Annotated in this window: 18 protein-coding genes; 11 read left to right on the top strand and 7 right to left on the bottom strand. The window is 64.1% G+C overall.

Annotated elements, in window-relative coordinates; translation table 11 throughout:
• Nucleotides 1–138 precede the first annotated feature (138 nt).
• From ubiE to coaBC, 3 genes are all read left to right on the top strand, one after another.
• Nucleotides 139–915, top strand: coding sequence for a bifunctional demethylmenaquinone methyltransferase/2-methoxy-6-polyprenyl-1,4-benzoquinol methylase UbiE (gene ubiE / locus NKJ15_RS05145; RefSeq protein ID WP_352469477.1), 777 nt, complete (start codon nucleotides 139–141; stop codon nucleotides 913–915).
• 64 nt (nucleotides 916–979) lie between these two features.
• Complete coding sequence (gene ubiB / locus NKJ15_RS05140) at nucleotides 980–2,554, top strand: 2-polyprenylphenol 6-hydroxylase (RefSeq protein WP_352469478.1); 1,575 nt, start codon at nucleotides 980–982, stop codon at nucleotides 2,552–2,554.
• Between the two features lie 65 nt (nucleotides 2,555–2,619).
• Complete coding sequence (gene coaBC, locus NKJ15_RS05135) at nucleotides 2,620–4,077, top strand: bifunctional phosphopantothenoylcysteine decarboxylase/phosphopantothenate--cysteine ligase CoaBC (RefSeq protein WP_352814420.1); 1,458 nt, start codon at nucleotides 2,620–2,622, stop codon at nucleotides 4,075–4,077.
• On the opposite strand, the gene NKJ15_RS05130 is transcribed toward coaBC, so the two are convergent.
• The 4 genes from NKJ15_RS05130 to rpsU form a co-directional block, all read right to left on the bottom strand.
• On the bottom strand, nucleotides 4,074–5,531 hold the full coding sequence (locus NKJ15_RS05130; protein ID WP_352814418.1) for an MFS transporter: 1,458 nt from the start codon (nucleotides 5,529–5,531) through the stop codon (nucleotides 4,074–4,076). The two genes, coaBC and NKJ15_RS05130, sit on opposite strands and share 4 nt — an antisense overlap.
• A gap of 403 nt (nucleotides 5,532–5,934) precedes the next feature.
• The gene (locus NKJ15_RS05125; protein WP_352469481.1) at nucleotides 5,935–6,408 is read right to left on the bottom strand and encodes a DUF992 domain-containing protein; all 474 of its coding nucleotides are present in this window, start codon (nucleotides 6,406–6,408) and stop codon (nucleotides 5,935–5,937) included.
• A 136-nt stretch (nucleotides 6,409–6,544) separates the two neighbouring features.
• Complete coding sequence (locus NKJ15_RS05120) at nucleotides 6,545–7,390, bottom strand: tetratricopeptide repeat protein (protein ID WP_352469482.1); 846 nt, start codon at nucleotides 7,388–7,390, stop codon at nucleotides 6,545–6,547.
• Between the two features lie 161 nt (nucleotides 7,391–7,551).
• Nucleotides 7,552–7,824, bottom strand: coding sequence for a 30S ribosomal protein S21 (gene rpsU, locus NKJ15_RS05115; protein WP_023675331.1), 273 nt, complete (start codon nucleotides 7,822–7,824; stop codon nucleotides 7,552–7,554).
• Nucleotides 7,825–8,031: 207 nt separating this feature from the next.
• Here rpsU and NKJ15_RS05110 point away from each other — a divergent pair, with 207 nt between their 5' ends.
• Nucleotides 8,032–8,319, top strand: a complete 288-nt coding sequence (locus NKJ15_RS05110; RefSeq protein ID WP_352448269.1) for a type II toxin-antitoxin system RelE/ParE family toxin — start codon at nucleotides 8,032–8,034, stop codon at nucleotides 8,317–8,319.
• 1 nt (nucleotide 8,320) lies between these two features.
• Nucleotides 8,321–8,611 carry an addiction module antidote protein gene (locus NKJ15_RS05105; RefSeq protein WP_352448268.1) on the top strand — a complete coding sequence of 97 codons (291 nt, stop codon included), beginning with the start codon at nucleotides 8,321–8,323 and terminating at the stop codon, nucleotides 8,609–8,611.
• 135 nt (nucleotides 8,612–8,746) lie between these two features.
• Here NKJ15_RS05105 and NKJ15_RS05100 read toward each other — a convergent pair whose 3' ends face one another.
• Together NKJ15_RS05100 and NKJ15_RS05095 are read right to left on the bottom strand one after the other, a co-directional pair.
• On the bottom strand, nucleotides 8,747–9,133 hold the full coding sequence (locus tag NKJ15_RS05100) for an SET domain-containing protein (protein ID WP_352454023.1): 387 nt from the start codon (nucleotides 9,131–9,133) through the stop codon (nucleotides 8,747–8,749).
• A gap of 128 nt (nucleotides 9,134–9,261) precedes the next feature.
• The gene (locus tag NKJ15_RS05095) at nucleotides 9,262–10,020 is read right to left on the bottom strand and encodes an SDR family oxidoreductase (protein ID WP_352814416.1); all 759 of its coding nucleotides are present in this window, start codon (nucleotides 10,018–10,020) and stop codon (nucleotides 9,262–9,264) included.
• A gap of 501 nt (nucleotides 10,021–10,521) precedes the next feature.
• Between NKJ15_RS05095 and NKJ15_RS05090 the strand changes: the two genes are divergently transcribed.
• Nucleotides 10,522–10,956 carry a hypothetical protein gene (locus tag NKJ15_RS05090; protein ID WP_352814414.1) on the top strand — a complete coding sequence of 145 codons (435 nt, stop codon included), beginning with the start codon at nucleotides 10,522–10,524 and terminating at the stop codon, nucleotides 10,954–10,956.
• A gap of 47 nt (nucleotides 10,957–11,003) precedes the next feature.
• Here the strand turns inward: NKJ15_RS05090 and NKJ15_RS05085 are convergent, their stop codons facing one another.
• Entirely contained in the window at nucleotides 11,004–11,378 is a 375-nt protein-coding gene (locus NKJ15_RS05085) for a YrdB family protein (protein WP_352814412.1), read from the bottom strand.
• Between the two features lie 200 nt (nucleotides 11,379–11,578).
• Between NKJ15_RS05085 and NKJ15_RS05080 the strand changes: the two genes are divergently transcribed.
• The 5 genes from NKJ15_RS05080 to NKJ15_RS05060 are packed head-to-tail and all read left to right on the top strand — an operon-like array spanning nucleotide 11,579 to nucleotide 17,120.
• Nucleotides 11,579–12,832, top strand: a complete 1,254-nt coding sequence (locus tag NKJ15_RS05080; protein ID WP_352814410.1) for a sarcosine oxidase subunit beta — start codon at nucleotides 11,579–11,581, stop codon at nucleotides 12,830–12,832.
• On the top strand, nucleotides 12,832–13,254 hold the full coding sequence (locus NKJ15_RS05075) for a hypothetical protein (protein ID WP_023675337.1): 423 nt from the start codon (nucleotides 12,832–12,834) through the stop codon (nucleotides 13,252–13,254). Before NKJ15_RS05080 ends, NKJ15_RS05075 begins: the two co-directional genes overlap by 1 nt.
• 8 nt (nucleotides 13,255–13,262) lie before the next feature.
• Nucleotides 13,263–13,559: a sarcosine oxidase subunit delta gene (locus tag NKJ15_RS05070; RefSeq protein WP_352644114.1), complete on the top strand. Its 297-nt coding sequence runs from the start codon at nucleotides 13,263–13,265 to the stop codon at nucleotides 13,557–13,559.
• Entirely contained in the window at nucleotides 13,556–16,549 is a 2,994-nt protein-coding gene (locus NKJ15_RS05065; protein WP_352814408.1) for a sarcosine oxidase subunit alpha, read from the top strand. Before NKJ15_RS05070 ends, NKJ15_RS05065 begins: the two co-directional genes overlap by 4 nt.
• Nucleotides 16,542–17,120: a sarcosine oxidase subunit gamma gene (locus tag NKJ15_RS05060; protein ID WP_023675340.1), complete on the top strand. Its 579-nt coding sequence runs from the start codon at nucleotides 16,542–16,544 to the stop codon at nucleotides 17,118–17,120. The genes NKJ15_RS05065 and NKJ15_RS05060 overlap by 8 nt, the downstream gene beginning before the upstream one ends.
• The last annotated feature ends 19 nt before the right edge of the window (nucleotides 17,121–17,139 follow it).

Below are 17,139 nucleotides of genomic sequence, written 5' to 3'. Positions count from 1 at the left end.
ACGCAAGTTCCTGTCGAAAAACCGTGTGACACTTTTCCGGAACCTGCTTCGAAGCGCGGCCGAACACCGCGCCTTAAACAATAGCGCCCGCACCATCGATCGGCTATGGTCCCGCCGATTTTATGGCGGATCAAAACGATGTCGGTTGAAAGAACCACTGCTGCGGGCGGCATGGAAACCTCCTATGGTTTCAAGCGGGTAGGGCCAGGCGACAAGCAGTCCCTGGTCAATGATGTTTTCCACAAGGTGGCGAACCGCTACGACCTGATGAACGACCTGATGTCGGCCGGCTTGCATCGGTTGTGGAAGGACGCCATGGTCGCCTGGCTCAATCCACCGAAGCGGCCGGGCTGGAGCGTTCTCGACGTTGCCGGCGGCACCGGCGATGTCGCCTTCCGCATCGTCGAGGCGAGCGGCAGGCACGCTCATGCAACGGTTCTCGATATCAACGGCTCGATGCTCGCCGTCGGCCGCGATCGGGCCGAGAAAAAAGGCCTGTCGGCAAATACCGATTTCGTCGAAGCCAATGCCGAGGAACTGCCTTTTGCCGACGCTACTTTCGACGCCTACACCATCGCTTTCGGCATCCGCAACGTGCCGCGCATCGATGTGGCGCTTGCCGAAGCCTATCGCGTTCTGAAGCCTGGCGGGCGCTTTCTCTGCCTTGAATTCTCCGAGGTCGAGATGCCGCTGCTCGACAAGGTCTATGAAGCATGGTCGTTCAACGCCATTCCGCGGATCGGCAAGGTGGTGACCGGCGATGACGAGCCCTATTCCTATCTGGTCGAATCGATCCGCAAGTTTCCCAATCAGCAGAATTTCGCGGCGATGATTTCGCGCGCAGGCTTCGAGCGCGCCTCATTCCGCAATTATTCCGGCGGCATCGCCGCGCTTCATTCGGGCTGGAAGCTTTGAGGCTGGCCCGCATTTTCCGACGTGCCTTGCGCCAGTTCAGGAAACCGGCAGGGCAAAGCCAGCCATGAGCAGCATCGGCGCTGGTTTCAGGCTCGTGCGGGCCGGCTGGGTGCTTGTGCGCGAGGGCGTCATCGCGGCTTTGCCCGGTGACGAGCTCTTCGGCTTGCCGAAATTCGGCTGGCGCATGGCCCGGCTATTCACCCGCCGTCGGGCGCTTGCCTATGAGCGCGGCGACAGGCTGGCCAAGGCGGTCGTGCGGCTCGGCCCATCCTACGTCAAGCTCGGCCAGTTCCTGGCGACACGGCCGGATGTCGTCGGCAACGATATCGCGCTTGATCTTGCCATGCTGCAGGACAAGATGCAGACGTTTCCCAAGGCCGAGGCCATAGCGGCGATAGAAGCATCGCTCGGACGCAAGGTCGGTGAGCTCTATGCCAGTTTTGGCGAGGCCGTCGCCGCCGCCTCGATCGCCCAGGTCCATACCGCTGAAACCCTGCAGGACGGCGTCGTTAGGCGAGTGGCGGTGAAGGTCATCCGGCCGGGCGTGCGCCGCCGCTTCTTTCGCGATCTCGAAAGCTATTTCCTCGCCGCCCGGCTGCAGGAAAAGTACATCCCGTCGTCGCGCCGGCTGCGGCCGGTCGAGGTGACGGAGACGCTGGCCCAGACTACCAAGATCGAAATGGATTTGAGGCTGGAGGCGGCGGCTTTTTCGGAGCTCGGCGAGAATACCAAGGACGATCCCGGCTTCCGTGTGCCGTCAGTCGACTGGGAGCGCACCGGTCGTGACGTGCTGACCATGGAATGGGTCGACGGCATCAAGATGAACGATATTGCCGGCCTGACCGCCGCCGGCCACGACCTGAAGGCGATTGCCGCCAACCTCGTTCAGTCGTTTCTGCGCCATACGCTGCGTGACGGTTTCTTCCACGCCGACATGCACCCGGGCAACCTGTTTATAGAAGCCGATGGCACCATCGTCGCCGTCGATCTCGGCATTGCCGGCCGGCTCGGCAAAAAGGAGCGCCGCTTCCTCGCCGAAATCCTCTACGGCTTCATCACGCGCGATTACCAGCGCGTCGCCGAGGTGCATTTCGAGGCTGGCTACGTGCCGCGCCAGCACAATGTCGCGGCCTTCGCCCAGGCGATCCGGGCGATCGGCGAACCGATCCACGGCCAGCCTGCCGAGACCATCTCGATGGCCAAGCTGCTGACGCTGCTGTTCGAAGTGACCGACCTCTTCGACATGGCGACGCGGTCCGAGCTGGTGCTGCTGCAGAAGACCATGGTCGTCGTCGAAGGCGTCGCCCGCACGCTCGACCCGGCCTTCAACATGTGGAAGACGTCGGAGCCGGTGGTGAGCGGCTGGATTGCCCGCAACCTCGGCCCGCGCGCCCTGCTGGCCGATGCGCGCGACGGTGCCAACGCGCTGCTGGCGCTGGCCCGCCAGGCACCGGACCTCGCCGCCCGCACCGAGCGGCTGTCGCGTGAGATCGACCTGATGGCCGAACACGGCCTGCGCTTCGACGAAAGGACCGCACGCGCGATCGGCAAGGCCGAGGCGCGCTACACCCGCTCCGGCCGGCTGGCGCTGTGGGTGATCGCATTGACGCTGGTGTATATCGCCTGGCGTATTTTCTAGCGCTTGTTGCAAAGTGCTTGCATTGCTATCATTACACTCAGCAATTCCGGGCAAGGTGCAATCAGATGGCCAGCATCACGATCCGCAACCTTGATGACGAGGTCAAGGACCTGCTGCGCCGACTGGCGGCGGAGAATGGCCGGTCGATGGAAGACCAGGCGCGGGTGATGATCCGCACAGCGGTCGAAGGTCAGTTCGGTTCGGCCGGTCGCATCGATCAGATCGAGAAAACACTGCGCGAACTGACGAGTTCGCAGAGTCCAGCAGCGCCGGTGGTCGCCGTCTCCAGCCCGCGAGGCATCCTCTCCGGCAAGCGCATCCTGCTGATCATCGGCGGCGGCATCGCCGCCTACAAGGCGCTCGACCTGATCCGCCGGCTGCGCGAGCGCGGCGCGGCAGTGCGGGTGGTGATGACCGCGGCGGCGCAGGAGTTCGTCACTACGCTGTCGGTCGGGGCGCTGTCGGCCGACCATGTTTTCACCGAATTGTTCGACCGGCAGGACGAGCACGACATCGGCCATATCAGGCTGTCGCGCGAGGCCGACCTTTTGGTCGTGGCGCCGGCCACCGCCGACCTGATGGCAAAGCTCGCCAATGGCCATGCCAACGACCTTGCCTCGACCGTGCTCATCGCCACCGACAAGCGAGTTTTGATGGCGCCGGCGATGAACCCGAAAATGTGGGCGCATCCGGCGGCCCGCCGCAACCGCGCGACGCTGAGCAAGGACGGCGTCGCATTCGTCGGCCCGGCGAAGGGCGAGATGGCCGAGAGCAACGAGGTGGGCGAGGGCCGCATGGCCGAGCCGCTGGAGATCGTCGCCGCGATCGAGGCGCTGCTCGACAGCCGGCCAAAGCCGCTGGCGGGCAGGAAGATCATTGTCACCTCCGGGCCGACGCATGAACCGATCGACCCGGTCCGCTACATCGCCAACCGGTCGTCGGGCAAGCAGGGCCACGCCATTGCGGCGGCGCTGGCCAGGCTCGGTGCCGACGTGCGTCTCGTCTCCGGCCCGGTCGGCATTGCCGATCCGGCCGGCGTCGCCACGCTGCACGTCGAAACGGCCGTCGAGATGAAGGACGCCGTCGAGCAGCTGCTGCCGGCCGACGCGGCAGTGTTCGTCGCGGCTGTCGCCGACTGGCGCACTCAAAGTTCGGCCGGGGAAAAGATCAAGAAGGTGGCGGGCGAGGGGCCACCGGCGCTGCAGATGGTGGAAAATCCCGATATTCTCGCCGGTGTCGGGCATCACAAAAAGCGGCCGATGCTGGTGGTCGGTTTCGCCGCCGAGACGCAGGACCTGGTCAGGAATGCCCAGGCCAAGCTTGCAAAAAAGGGCGCCGATCTTATCGTTGCCAATGATGTCTCCCATGAAGATGGTTCCCCGGGCGTGATGGGCGGCGACCGCAACAAGGTGCGGATCGTCTCGAAGGCCGGCGTCGAGGAATGGCCGGAGATGAGCAAGGACGAGGTGGCGACGCGGCTCGCGGCGCTGATCGCCGACCGGATGAAGACGGTCGTTGTCTAGTCAATCTCCCCCACGGAGATTGACAGCTTCGCCGGCTTCGTGTCGGTCGCCCCCGAAATCCGCAAGGCGGCAAGGCATCCCAGGATTCCGAGCGGGATAAACGCTAGGAACAGCCAGGCGGCGACACTTGCCGCGGCCTCACGGTTCAGGCCTTCGGAAAAGCCGCTGGCGTTGGCGACGATGCCGGTCAGTGCCGCACCAACGGCATAACCGATGCGCTGCATGGTCGGCACAGCGGCCGAGGCGATCGTCTGCTCGCCTTCCTTGGCCGATGCCACGATGACACGCGTGACGAACGGCCAGGCGATGCCGAAACCGCCGCCTTGCAGCAAGGCACAAAGCAGGATCAACGGGATAGAGCCGGCCGGCACCGTATAGGCGAAACCGGCGACGCCCGTGGCGATCATCAGCGCCCCGCCGACGATGATCAGCCGCTCGCGTTCCGGCGGCGCATTGGCGACGAGGATCGACAGGATCGACCAGGCGATCGATTCGGCGGCGATGATGTAGCCGGTGGTCAGGATCGGAATGCCGTGCAGGCTGGTCAGAAGCAGCGGACCGTAGACGGTAAAGGAGCAGGTCGCCACCGAGAACGCGGCGACCATGGTCATGCCCGCGCCAACCGGCGAGCGCCATGAGAACAGCCGCGACGGGAACAGGCGCGAGCGCGGCTTCAGTGCGTCGATGTAGATAAACAGCGCCAGGCCGACCAGGCCGAGGGTGAGCAGCAGCGACGAGCGCAGCAGGGCGATGTCGACGCCGGCGGTGGCAATCAGCACGACGCTGACGGCGAGGCAGCCAAGTGCCGCAAAGGGAAAGGGTGGCGCCGAGCCGCCCGTCGCCTGCGGCCTTGTTGCTTCCGGTGTGTCGAGCACGATGAAGCTTGCCAGCGCCATCGCCGTGCCGCCGAGGGTGAAGACGCCGAAGGCCCAGCGCCAGGACAGCAATTCGGTCATGACCGCGCCGAGCACGGGGCCGCTGAAGGCGGCGACGCCCCAGATCGCCGACATGACGCCGAAAAGCTGCGGCCAGATCGCGCGGGCAAACAGCCGCTCGACCGAGACGAAGGCCAGCGACACCAGCGCGCCGCCACCGAGCCCCTCGATCAGGCGGCCGCAGAGGAACAGCGGCATCGAAGGCGCGGTGGCGCAGACCAGCGCGCCGGCGGCATAGAGCATTGCGGCGACCATCATGTTGGTACGCAGCGCGACATAGCTCACCAGCCGTCCGGCGGCCGCACCGGCAACGATGGCGCCGAGCTCGTAGATCGCCAGCGACCAGCCGACCAGTTGCACGCCGGCGAGTTCGCCGACCATGGCCGGCATGACCGTTGCCACCATGGTTTCGTTGGTGGCGTGCAGCAGGATGCCGAGGCTGATGAAGCAGAAGCGCGCCAGGTCGCCGCTCGCCCACAGCGCGCGCCAGTCGACCCTGTTTGTGCTTGTCTTGGTCATCCGGTCCCCCAGGCTTTGCTGGTCTGAAGTATTGGAGCGTTCTTCACGTCCAAATGAGTACATGCCGCAGTATGGGAGGACTTCTAGAACCTCAACCGTAGTTGAGATCAAGCGGTCTTGATCGCCGTTGACGTGGCGGATTTCAAAATTGTGCGGTGGGGGACGATCACGAGGCGTTGAGATTCTGGTCAGACCGAAGACAAGCAATATTGGATCGCCGCAATCTTCGGTCACGGTAACGGCATGAACACAGTTGCCATGCCGTGATCTTCGAGCGCCGCAACTTTGAACATCAGGGCGGCCCGTCCTCTGCGGAGTGGGCCTGCCGGAATCTATGAGCCTTCGGCAGCCATTCGCAGGCCGACACCTACGCTCCCCGCCGCTCGGGAGCCATGCTGCGCCGTTATTTGAACGAGTGGATCAGGTCGAGCGAGGTGACGGCGACCGCCAAGTTGACGCCGGTCTGTGCCTGGACACTGAGCGGCTGCAGCGAAAAGGCGCTGTCGAGGCCGCCGACCAGGAGATTGGCGCCGCCACCGGTGACCACGCTGGCCTCGGCGTTCACGCCATAGTAGCTGCCGGCAAGGTCGCCTTCATCGTGGTTGCGGGTCGCCGCCAGAACCGCCCATACCAGCTGGCCCTGATGCGTCCGGCCGACATCGACGCCGAGCTTGGAAATCACACCGGTATAGACTTCAGAGGGGCCGCCACGATGCGGACGAAAGACACAGGAAACACCCTTGTTGGAAGTGACGAGATAGGCCGTGCCGCCGTCGATGGTGCAGTCGAGCACGCCGAGCTGGAGTTTGCTGGCGCTGGCGGGAGCGGCAACGACGGTCGTGGCGAGAACAGCGGCACAAGCGAGTTTCTTGATCATGGCAGGGTCCTTTCGAAATTGCCTTGTACAAACGGCTGAGCACGCCGAGCGTTCCGCCGAAAACTTGGCGCCAGCAAGGCGAAGCTAAACGCAGGGTTGTCGGAGTGCGGAAACGGAGGCCCGATTAACCGGCCGCTCAGCCGGCACTGGTGCGGGCCAGGCCGTCCTTGGCCGGCTGGTAGGTCGGATTGAGGTGCACGGCCTCGCGGTAGGATTTCGCGGCCCTGACCTTGTCGCCGCGCCGCTCGTAGATCAACGCCTGGTTGGACCAGGCCTCAGCATTCTTGCCGTCGAGCTTGATCGCCATGTTGAAGTCGGCGAAGGCATTGTCCTCGTCGTTCATGGCAAGGTAGGAGAGGCCGCGCCCGTTGTAAGGCTCGGAGGCGTCCGGCGCCAACGAAATGGCGGTCGAGAAATCCTCGATGGCAAAGGCGTGCTGGCCCTGACTCTGGTAGATCAGGCCGCGATTGTGATAGGCGCGCGCATCGGTCGTGTCGAGCTGGATGGCTTTCTGGAAATCGTTGAAGGCTTCCTGGACCCGGCCCGCCCTGCGGTAGAGATTGCCGCGGCCGATATAGGCGGCGTCATAGTTGGAATTGATCTGGATCGAGCGATTGTAGTCGGCGAGCGCGCTCGCCTGATCGCCGAGGAAGCGCTGGATGAGCGCACGGTTCGAATAGGCCTGGTAAAAATTCGGATTGAGCTGGATGGCGGTGTTGAAGTCCTTCAGCGCCGCCTGGTACTGGCCGCCGCGGCCATAGGCCGAGCCGCGCACATTGTAGGCTTCCGGATCCTGGGGGTTGCGCTGGATCACCGCCGACAGCGAGGAGATGTTCTCGCTCGAGCCTTGCGCCTTGTCGATGTTGTTGAACTCGCCGGTCGGAACACTCTGGCAGCTGGCAAGCGCCATCCCGGAAAGCAGGGCTGCCGTCAGGGCGAGGCCGCGCCACGCGGTTCTGCGCTCTACGGTGATTGCGTCCATGTCTGCCCTGTCCTTACTGCGCCGTCTGGTCCGTTCCCCCTCCGAACCGGCATCTCCCCCAACCGGTCCTCTCGGACCGGGTCGAACTCACAACAAAAAGGTGGCGGCGATTCCGCATCGCGCCACCTTGGATATCCTTGGAAAAGGACGAAAAATTGACGTCAGAACCGCGGCGGACGCGGAGCACCGGCACCGGCAGCACCGGCCGCGACCGGACGCGGCGTCATCGGCAGCAGGCCTTCGCGCTGGGCGCGCTTGCGGGCCAGCTTGCGGGCACGGCGCACGGCTTCCGCCTTTTCACGGGCGCGCTTCTCGGAGGGCTTTTCGTAATGTCCGCGCATCTTCATTTCGCGGAAGATGCCTTCGCGCTGCATCTTTTTCTTGAGCGCGCGAAGCGCCTGATCAACATTGTTGTCGCGGACGAGTACCTGCACGTGCAATCCTGTCTTTCGGGTTTGAAATCAACAGGCAAGCGGCCATAGCCGCAAGCCTCCGCGGCGCGTTACACCACGAATTGGGGCGGCTGATAGCAGAATCAAGGGGCTCTGTCCACAGCCGATTGAGAGGCGGTGCCGTCCGGGCGGGCACGACAGTCCCACATGGCGGCTTGATTTTTTCAATCTGTGAACTATAGTTCACGAGTGACCATCGTTGAGCAAACCGCCGAGTTCCGGGACTGGCTCAAGGGTCTAAACGATATGCGGGCGGCCGAGCGGATTGCGATCCGCGTGGCACGTATCCAGTCCGGACTGATGGGAGACGTGAAGTTCTTCGATGGCATCGGCGAGCTTCGGATAGACTACGGTCCCGGTTACCGACTGTACTTCGTCAAGCGCGGCAGCGCGCTCGTTATCCTGCTCTGCGGCGGCGACAAGTCCTCGCAGAAGCGCGATATCAGGAAGGCCATTGAAATGGCCAAGGAGATCTGAAATGCCCCACGAGACCTTGCCTTTTGATCCTGCCGAACATCTCGGCCGCGCGGAGGCCCAGGCCGAACTTCTTGCCGACGCCTTTGCCACGGGCGATACCGGCTATATCGCGAATGCTCTCGGCATAGTTGCCCGCGCGCGTGGCATGTCCAAGGTGGCGAAAGATGCCGGCGTCACCCGGGAGGCCCTGTACAAGGCACTGAGCCCCGATGGCGACCCGCGCCTCTCGACATTGCTTGGCGTGGTGAAGGCCTTAGGGGTGAAACTCACCGCCGAAAAGACCGAAGCCTGAGGCCGCCGAATCCCGAAACGAAAAAACCCGCCTCGGCGGCGGGTCGCTGGTGTGAATCAGCACCGTAGGGAAATTAATAGCATAGCTGCCGGCACAAAGCAAGAACAAAATTCGCCTTGGGCCAGATAGGCGCCGCTACGCCGTGGCCAGGTGGAGCTGCTCGAAACCCTCGAAGAACTCGCCGTAGTCGCAGGTTATTTCCTCGCCGGCGGCGATGTCGCGGGTCGCGGTGGCCCCGCCATATTGCGAAAAGTCGGTGTTCGGCTTGTCGGCGTGGTTCATGAAGCGGCCATTGTCGACCTCATACACCATGAAGCCCGGCCGGTCCGGACTGGGATAGGCATATCTGTCGAGCAATTCCTTGAGGTGCGGCGGCGCCGTCTCGTATCTTTCCATCGGGATCAGCCGGTCGAAGTCCGGATCGAGCCGCCAGATCTGCGCCCCTTTCCGGATCGGCTCGGCGGCGAACACGCCGACGCCTTCGATTGCGCTTGCAGCGATATAGGTCCTGATCAGCAGCATGTTTCCAACCCGTTTTCGAGGAGAAGACGGAATCGTCAAATCGCCGGGAAAAGCAAGACCGGTTTTTCCGGCATTGCGGCTGGCGGCCGACATTGCGGCTGGCGGGCCGACGCCAACCGCGAAACGCTTCACGTGCGGGTGATCGAGACACCGCCGTCGGCGAACAGTGCCGTGCCGGTGGTGAAGCTCGATGCATCGGAAGCCAGGTAAAGCGCCGAGCGGGCGATCTCCTCTGGCTCGGCGACGCGCTTCAAGGCATGCAGGTTTTCGACGAACGCCCGCGATTCAGGTGTGTTGAATGTCGCCGAAGGCGTGTCGGTGCCGCCCGGCAGCAGCGCGTTGACCCGGACGCCCTTGGCGCCAAATTCGGCGGCCAGCACCTGCGTCAATCCGATCAGTCCGGCCTTGCTCGCGGCATAGCTGGTCATGCCGGGCATGCCGACCGTGTAGCCGACGAAGGTTGAGGTGAAGATCAACGAGCCGCCGCCGCGTTCGACCATCGCCGGCACCTGGTATTTCGCGCCGAGAAAGGCGCTGGTCAGATTGGTATCGAGCGTCTCGCGCCAGCCCTCCAGCGACAGCTCAGAGACCGGCCCCATCCTGCCGACCGAGCCGGCATTGTTGAAGGCGATGTCGAGCCCGCCGAATTTCTCGACCGCCAGGTCGACCAGGACTTTCGCGTAGGCTTCGTCGCGGACGTCGCCGGCAAGCGCAATGGCGGTGCCCTCGGCGTCTTCGATTTCGGCAACCAGCGCATCGAGTTCCGCCTGGCGGCGGGCCGCGACGACCACCTTGGCGCCTTCCTCGGCAAAGAGCTTTGCCGTGGCGCGGCCGATGCCGGAACTGGCGCCAGTGACGATGGCGACCTTGTTGGCGAGTGCGAACATTTTCTGCATCCTTTTTTGGCGCCGGCTCTTGCCGGCAATCGGATGCTTGGTCGCAGATAGAGGCGGTGCGAGCCACCCGATACCTGCGCTGTGGCCGACAGCGCTTCTTGACGTCCGCTGGCCACCAGGCTACGGGTCGTCATCCAAACTTGCGGGTGGACGCGCCACCCATTTGCAATGACCCCCCAAGACATGATGAGCAAGTTGCTGGAGCCCGGCTACGAGGGCGACAGCGAGTTGACGTGGGCTCTTCGTTTCGGAATTTGGCAAAGGCTTTCCGATCGAAAACCTCCGGCCGCTGCTGGTCTCCAGCAATGGCCAGACACAAGCTGCAGCGGTGTTCATAGCGGTCGAAATGGGTTCCAGGCTCAGCTACAAGCTAAATTGTGTTGTCGCCGAGATAGCCGATCTGCTCGATAGCAAAGCTTCTCATCTCCGCTTCGACGCAATCGAGGCGCTTCTGGATGCACCACGCCGGCCGATGCCGCCATTCTCGGGCGCGTGATGCTGCGGCTGGATGACGAACATGCCGGCGTTCGGTGGAGAGTCGTCCAGTTCATCTGCCTTGCACAGCGCTGGCAGCTAGGGCTTGCGGTGGAAAATGCCGCCGCGCTTCGCCCGGACTCGGCTTTCACGACACTGGTCGACGCCTATGGTCACTATGTCATGCCGAGTTCCAAGGACCTGCCACGGTTACTCGAACATCCGGATGCGGTTTTGCGGCGCTTTGCGGCGGCCGTGGCTATCAGGCCGCGCGAGGTGATCGTCGAGCGCTTCGTGGCCATGGCGGAGCAGTCGGACGATGCGGAAATTCGTCAAATCGCTGCCGATTGCCACAAAGGTTATTTGCGGGCGACCTATGCGATTGGGCCGTCCATCCTGAAGCGTGCTCCGGCTGACCCCTCAAAAGGCGAAGCTCAGAAGAGCGACCAGTGAAAGCACGGCGCAAAACGGCAAGCGCCGTCGCAAACGGTGCAAGGCGACTATTGCCTAAGCAGCCAGCCGAGCCGATCGAGCGAAAATGCGTAGCTGACGGCGATCAGCAGGGCGACGGCAATGCCGGCTGTCGTGTAACCGGCCAGGTGGAATCCGGCAGCGCCGCCGAACAGGATGACGAGCTCGAGCACCAGCCGCACACCGCCCGGCACCGGAACCGGCGCCCGCCCCGAGCGGCTCGGATCGTTCGGCACCGCGAACGTACCCCAGAGCGCGGCGGCAACGAACGGCAATGCCACGGCAAGGATCCAACTCCACATGCCCGCTGAGAGGCTCCAGCCCGCCATGCCGAGGCCGAGCAAAGCGGCGAGCTCCAGCAAGAAGCGCAATGTCAGGTTCCACCAGACGTTAGCCACCGCCATAATCCTCCGATCGTCAGGCGACGGATAGCGGTGGAAGGCAATTGCAATCAACCTGCCCGGATGCGGCTTTTTCACCACGGCGCAAAACGGCAAGCGCCGTCGCAAACAGTGCAAGGCTGGCAGCGCCGTTTCGCTAGTGATACAGCTCGCGCGCCGGCGTTCGAGTGAATGCCCGGCCGTCATTTGCGAGGCCTGCGACGTTGAAGAAATACTCGGTATTCGCCATCGCCCGCGAGGCCATGCGCGGTCACAAGGGCTGGGAGGAACAATGGTCCTCACCGGAGCCGAAGAAGGAGTACGACGTCATCATCGTCGGCGCCGGCGGCCACGGCCTGGCCACCGCCTATTATCTCGCCACCGTGCACGGCATCACCAACGTCGCGGTATTGGAAAAAGGCTGGCTCGGCGGCGGCAATACCGGCCGCAACACCACCATCATCCGTTCCAATTATCTCTATGACGAAAGCGCCGGCATCTACGACCATGCGCTGAAGCTGTGGGACGGGCTCAGCCAGGAACTCAACTACAACGTCATGTATTCGCCGCGCGGCGTCATGATGCTCGCCCACAACATCCACGACATCCAGGTCCTGAAGCGGCACGTCCATGCCAATCGGCTGAACGGCATAGACAATGAATGGCTGACGCCGGAGCAGGCCAAGGAATTCTGTCCGCCGCTCAACATTTCGCGCGATGCGCGCTATCCGGTTATGGGCGCCTCCCTGCAGCGCCGTGGCGGCACGGCGCGGCACGATGCCGTCGCCTGGGGCTATGCGCGCGGCGCCTCGGCGCGCGGCGTCCACATCATCCAGAATTGCGAGGTCACCGGGGTCAAGCGCGCCGCCAATGGCGCAGTCATGGGCGTCGATACGACGCGCGGTTTCATCGGCGCCAGGAAAGTCGGCGTGGTCGCAGCCGGGCATTCGTCCGTCATCATGAACATGGCCGGTGTGCGCATGCCGCTGGAAAGCTATCCGCTGCAGGCGCTGGTATCGGAGCCGGTCAAGCCGGTGGTGCCCTGCGTTGTCATGTCGAACACGGTGCATGCCTATATCTCGCAATCCGACAAGGGCGAGCTGGTCATCGGCGCCGGCACCGACCAATATGTCTCCTATTCGCAGACCGGCGGCCTGCACATATTGCAACACACGCTCGACGCCATCTGCGAGATGTTCCCGATCTTCACGCGCATGAAGATGCTGCGTTCGTGGGGCGGCATTGTCGACGTGACGCCCGACCGTTCGCCGATCCTGGCCAAGACGCCGGTACCCGGCCTCTATGTCAATTGCGGCTGGGGCACAGGCGGCTTCAAGGCGACGCCGGGTTCGGGCCATGTCTTTGCCCATACGATCGCCAGAGACGATCCGCACCCGATCAACGCGCCCTTCACCATCGAGCGCTTCCGCACCGGCCGCCTCATCGACGAGGCGGCGGCGGCAGCGGTGGCGCACTGATGATGACCGAGATGGCCGTCGCCATGCCGCTGATGCTCGCCGGCGAGCAAGGCCTGTTCCATATCCCCACGCCAGAGGAGGTGCGCCTGCAGCCCATCAGCCGCGCCGGCAATGAAGCGGATTGGCCGTTTTCCGTCGACGAGGGTGTACTCGCCTGCGCCTGGAGCGCCGGTCAGAGAGTGGTCACCTTTATGGAGAACCGGCCAGCCGATCTCGAGGAGGGCGAAAAATTCGAGCGGCGCTACGTCATCGTGACGACCGAACCGATGACGCTTTCGGTCGGCAATATGGCGTATCGCGACCTTTTCCGCCCGGTAGCCAGCATCGAGGAGCGCATCCGGCTGGTCGCGCCCTTCGTGACGATGGGCCAGAGGCTTTGCGACCAACCTGCCGGCGCTCGCGTCGGCCACGGCGAACTGTAGGACCAACCATGCTTCTCATCCGCTGCCCCTATTGCGAGGAAGAGCGTCCGGAGCTCGAATTCCGCAACGCCGGCGAGGCGCATATCGCGCGTTCCCCAAACATCGCCGGCGAGACTGACGATGACTTCGAAAAGTTCTTCTTCATCCGCTCAAATCCCAAAGGCATCATCTATGAGCGCTGGCGGCACATGCATGGCTGCGCGCGGTTCTTCAATGCCGTGCGCGACACCGTCAGCGACAGGTTCCTGATGACCTACAAGGCTGGCGAACCGAAGCCCACCAAGCTGCCGGGAGCCGCCAAATGAGCGCCACGTTCCGCATTGCCGGCGCCGGGCGGCTCAAACAGGCAAAGATAGCTGGCTTCAGCTTCGACGGCCGCCCCTATACCGGCATCGAGGGCGATACGTTGGCCTCGGCGCTGCTTGCAAACGGCGTCCATCTCGTCGGCCGCTCGTTCAAGTACCACCGGCCGCGCGGTTTTCTGTCGGCCGGCGCCGAAGAGCCGAACGCGCTGGTCGAGATCAAGCGCGACGCGGCACGCAAGACGCCGAACGTGCGTGCCACGGTGCAGGAGCTCTATGACGGATTGACCGCACAGTCGCAGAACCGCTGGCCGTCGCTCGCTTTCGACGTCGGTGCCGTCAGCAGTATTGCCTCGCCGATGCTTTCGGCCGGCTTCTACTACAAGACCTTCATGTGGCCGAAGGCCGCGTGGAAAAACCTCTACGAACCCAAGATCCGCGCCGCGGCCGGTCTCGGCGTCGCTCCTGACCAGCCGGATCCCGACCACTATTCGGCGCGCTTCGCCCATTGCGAGGTGCTGGTGCTTGGCGGCGGTGCCGCGGGCATCGCCGCGGCATTGGCCGCGGCCGAGACCGGCGCGCGCGTCATCCTTGCCGACGAGCAGGCGGAATTCGGCGGCAGCCTGCGCTTCGAGAGCGGCGCGAAGATCGAAGGCCAGGACGGTTTTTCCTGGGCGCAATCGGCTCTCGCCAAGTTGAGCGCGATGGACAATGTCCGCGTGCTGCCGCGTACCACGGCCTTCGGCTATTACGCGCAGAATTTCGTCGGGCTGGTCGAGCGCGTCAGCGACCATCTGCAGAACCCCGGCCGCGACCTGCCGCGCGAGCGGCTGTGGCAGGTTCGCGCTAAACGCGTGGTACTGGCGACCGGCGCCATCGAGCGCCACATGGTGTTTGCCGACAACGACCGGCCGGGCATCATGCTGGCGTCGGCGGCGCGCACCTATCTCAACCATTACGGCGTCGCCGTCGGCAGGAGTATCGGCGTCTATACGGCGAACGATTCCGCCTATGCGGCGGCGATCGACCTGAAAAAGGCCGGCATCAACATAGCGGCGATCGTCGACCTGCGCGACAACCCGACCGGGCCGGCGATCGACGAGGCGAGGGCGCTCGGCATCGAGGTCAATTTCGGCCGCGCGGTGATCCGCGCCGGCGGCAAATTGCGGGTGTCGTCGATGACCGTGCAGCCGAAGAATGGCGGCGGCGAGCGCACCATCCCGGTCGACGCGATCCTGATGTCGGCCGGCTGGACGCCATCGGTGCATCTGTTCTCGCAATCGCGCGGCAAGGTCGCCTTCAACGACGAGACCAAGCGCTTCGTGCCCGGAATTTATGCGCAGGACTGCGTCTCGGTCGGCGCCTGCAACGGTACCGACGGGCTGTCGGCGACGATCGACGAGGCCTATGCAGCGGGCGCCAAGGCGGCCAAGGACGCCGGCAGCAGGCCGGCCAAGGGCACCAAGCCGAAGGTCGACGCCGGCGAGAGTTGGTCGCGCGGCATGCTGGGTGCAGCACCCGGTGCCGGAGCGGATACGACGGTCAAGGCGTTTGTCGACTTCCAGAACGACGTCACCGCCAAGGACATCCGCCAGGCAGTGCACGAGGGCATGCGCTCGATCGAGCACGTCAAGCGCTTCACCACCAATGGCATGGCGACCGACCAGGGCAAGACCTCCAACATGCACGGCCTGGCGATTGCCGCCGAGACGTTGGGCAAGCCGATCCCGCAGGTCGGGCTGACGACGTTCCGCGCGCCCTATACGCCGGTGACATTCGGCTCGATCGTCGGGCACGCGCGGGGTCCCCTGTTCGACCCTACCCGCAAGACGGCCATCCATCCCTGGGCCGAGCGCCAGGGCGCTGTATTCGAGGATGTCGGCCAATGGAAGCGCGCCTGGTATTTCCCGAAGCCGGGCGAGGACATACATGCCGCCGTCGACCGCGAATGCGTCACGGTGCGCAAGACAGCCGGCCTGTTTGATGCCTCGACGCTGGGCAAGATCGAGGTGGTCGGGCCGGATGCGGCCAAATTCATGGAACTGCTCTACACCAATCCATGGGAGAAGCTCGAGCCCGGCCGCTGCCGGTACGGCATCATGCTGCGCGAGGACGGCTTCATCTATGACGACGGTGTCGTCGGCAGGCTTGCACCCGACCGTTTCCATGTGACGACGACGACCGGCGGCGCGCCGCGGGTCATGAACCATATGGAAGACTATCTCCAGACCGAGTTCCCGCATCTCAACGTCTGGCTGACCTCGATCACCGAGCAGTGGGCGGTGATTGCCGTGCAGGGACCCAAGTCTCGCGACATCATTGCGCCGCTGGTCGAGGGCATCGACATGTCGGATGAGGCGCTGCCGCATATGTCGGTGCGCGAAGGCAGGATCTGCGGCGTGCCGACAAGGCTGTTTCGCATGTCGTTCAGCGGTGAGCTCGGCTTCGAGGTCAACGTGCCGGCCGATTATGGCGAGGCGGTCTGGGAAGCGCTATGGGCCGAGGGCCAGAAGCACGGAGCCTGTGCCTACGGCACCGAGTCGATGCATGTGCTGCGCGCCGAAAAGGGCTACATCATCGTCGGCCAGGATACCGACGGGACGGTGACGCCGAACGATGCCGGGCTCGACTGGGCCGTCGGCAAGAAGAAGACCGATTTCGTCGGCATTCGCGGCATGGCGCGGCCGGACCTGGTCGCCAAGGGCCGCAAGCAGCTTGTCGGCCTGAAGACCAGGGATCCCAAGGTGGTGCTGGAGGAGGGCGCGCAGATCGTCGCGGACCCGAAGCAGGCAATCCCGATGAAGATGATTGGCCATGTCACCTCGAGCTATTGGTCGCAAAATTGCGGCCGCTCGATCGCGCTGGGGCTGGTCGCCGGCGGCCGCGATCGCACGGGCGAGACGCTCTATGTGCCGATGCCGGACGGGGTGATCGAGGTGGAGGTCACCGGCATGGTGTTCTTCGACGAGAAGGGGGAGCGCCTCAATGGCTAAGGCCGCTTTGAAAACCGACGCCGCCGGACCCTCAGTCGAACGCCGTCCGGCTCTCGCCGGCCAGTCGCTTTCCGCAGCCGGCGTTACACTTGCCGTGCTGCCGCCGGCCGAGCGCATATCGCTGCGCGCGCCGGAAGCCTCGATTGCGGCACTTTCGAAAGCGCTCGGCGTCGTCCTGCCACAAAGGCCGAAAACCTCGGCGGCAAAGGCCGGACGCACGGCCTTGTGGCTCGGGCCGGACGAATGGCTGGTCATCGACGAGAGCGGAAAAGATCCGCTCGCCGACTGCGCCAGCATTTCCGTACTGCATTCGGCGGTCGGCATCTCGCACCGCAACGTCGCCATATCGGTTACCGGTCCGGCTGCCGCGGCGACGATCAATGCCGGCTGCCCGCAGGATCTGTCGCTCGACGCCTTTCCGGTCGGGGCGGCGTCGCGTACCATTCTCGGCAAGGTCGAAATCGTGCTGTTGCGCACGGCGGCCGACGCGTTCCGCGTCGAATGCTGGCGTTCCTTTTCCGATTATGTCTTTACTTTTCTGTCGGAGGCAGCGCGCGACGCGGCAGCATAGGCATGTTCGCCGCGCCCGA

The organism is Mesorhizobium sp. M0207, assembly GCF_040321995.1.
Taxonomy (GTDB): domain Bacteria; phylum Pseudomonadota; class Alphaproteobacteria; order Rhizobiales; family Rhizobiaceae; genus Mesorhizobium.
Note: the sequence above shows the minus strand (reverse complement) of the source record. Positions and strands in the feature narration are given on the sequence as shown.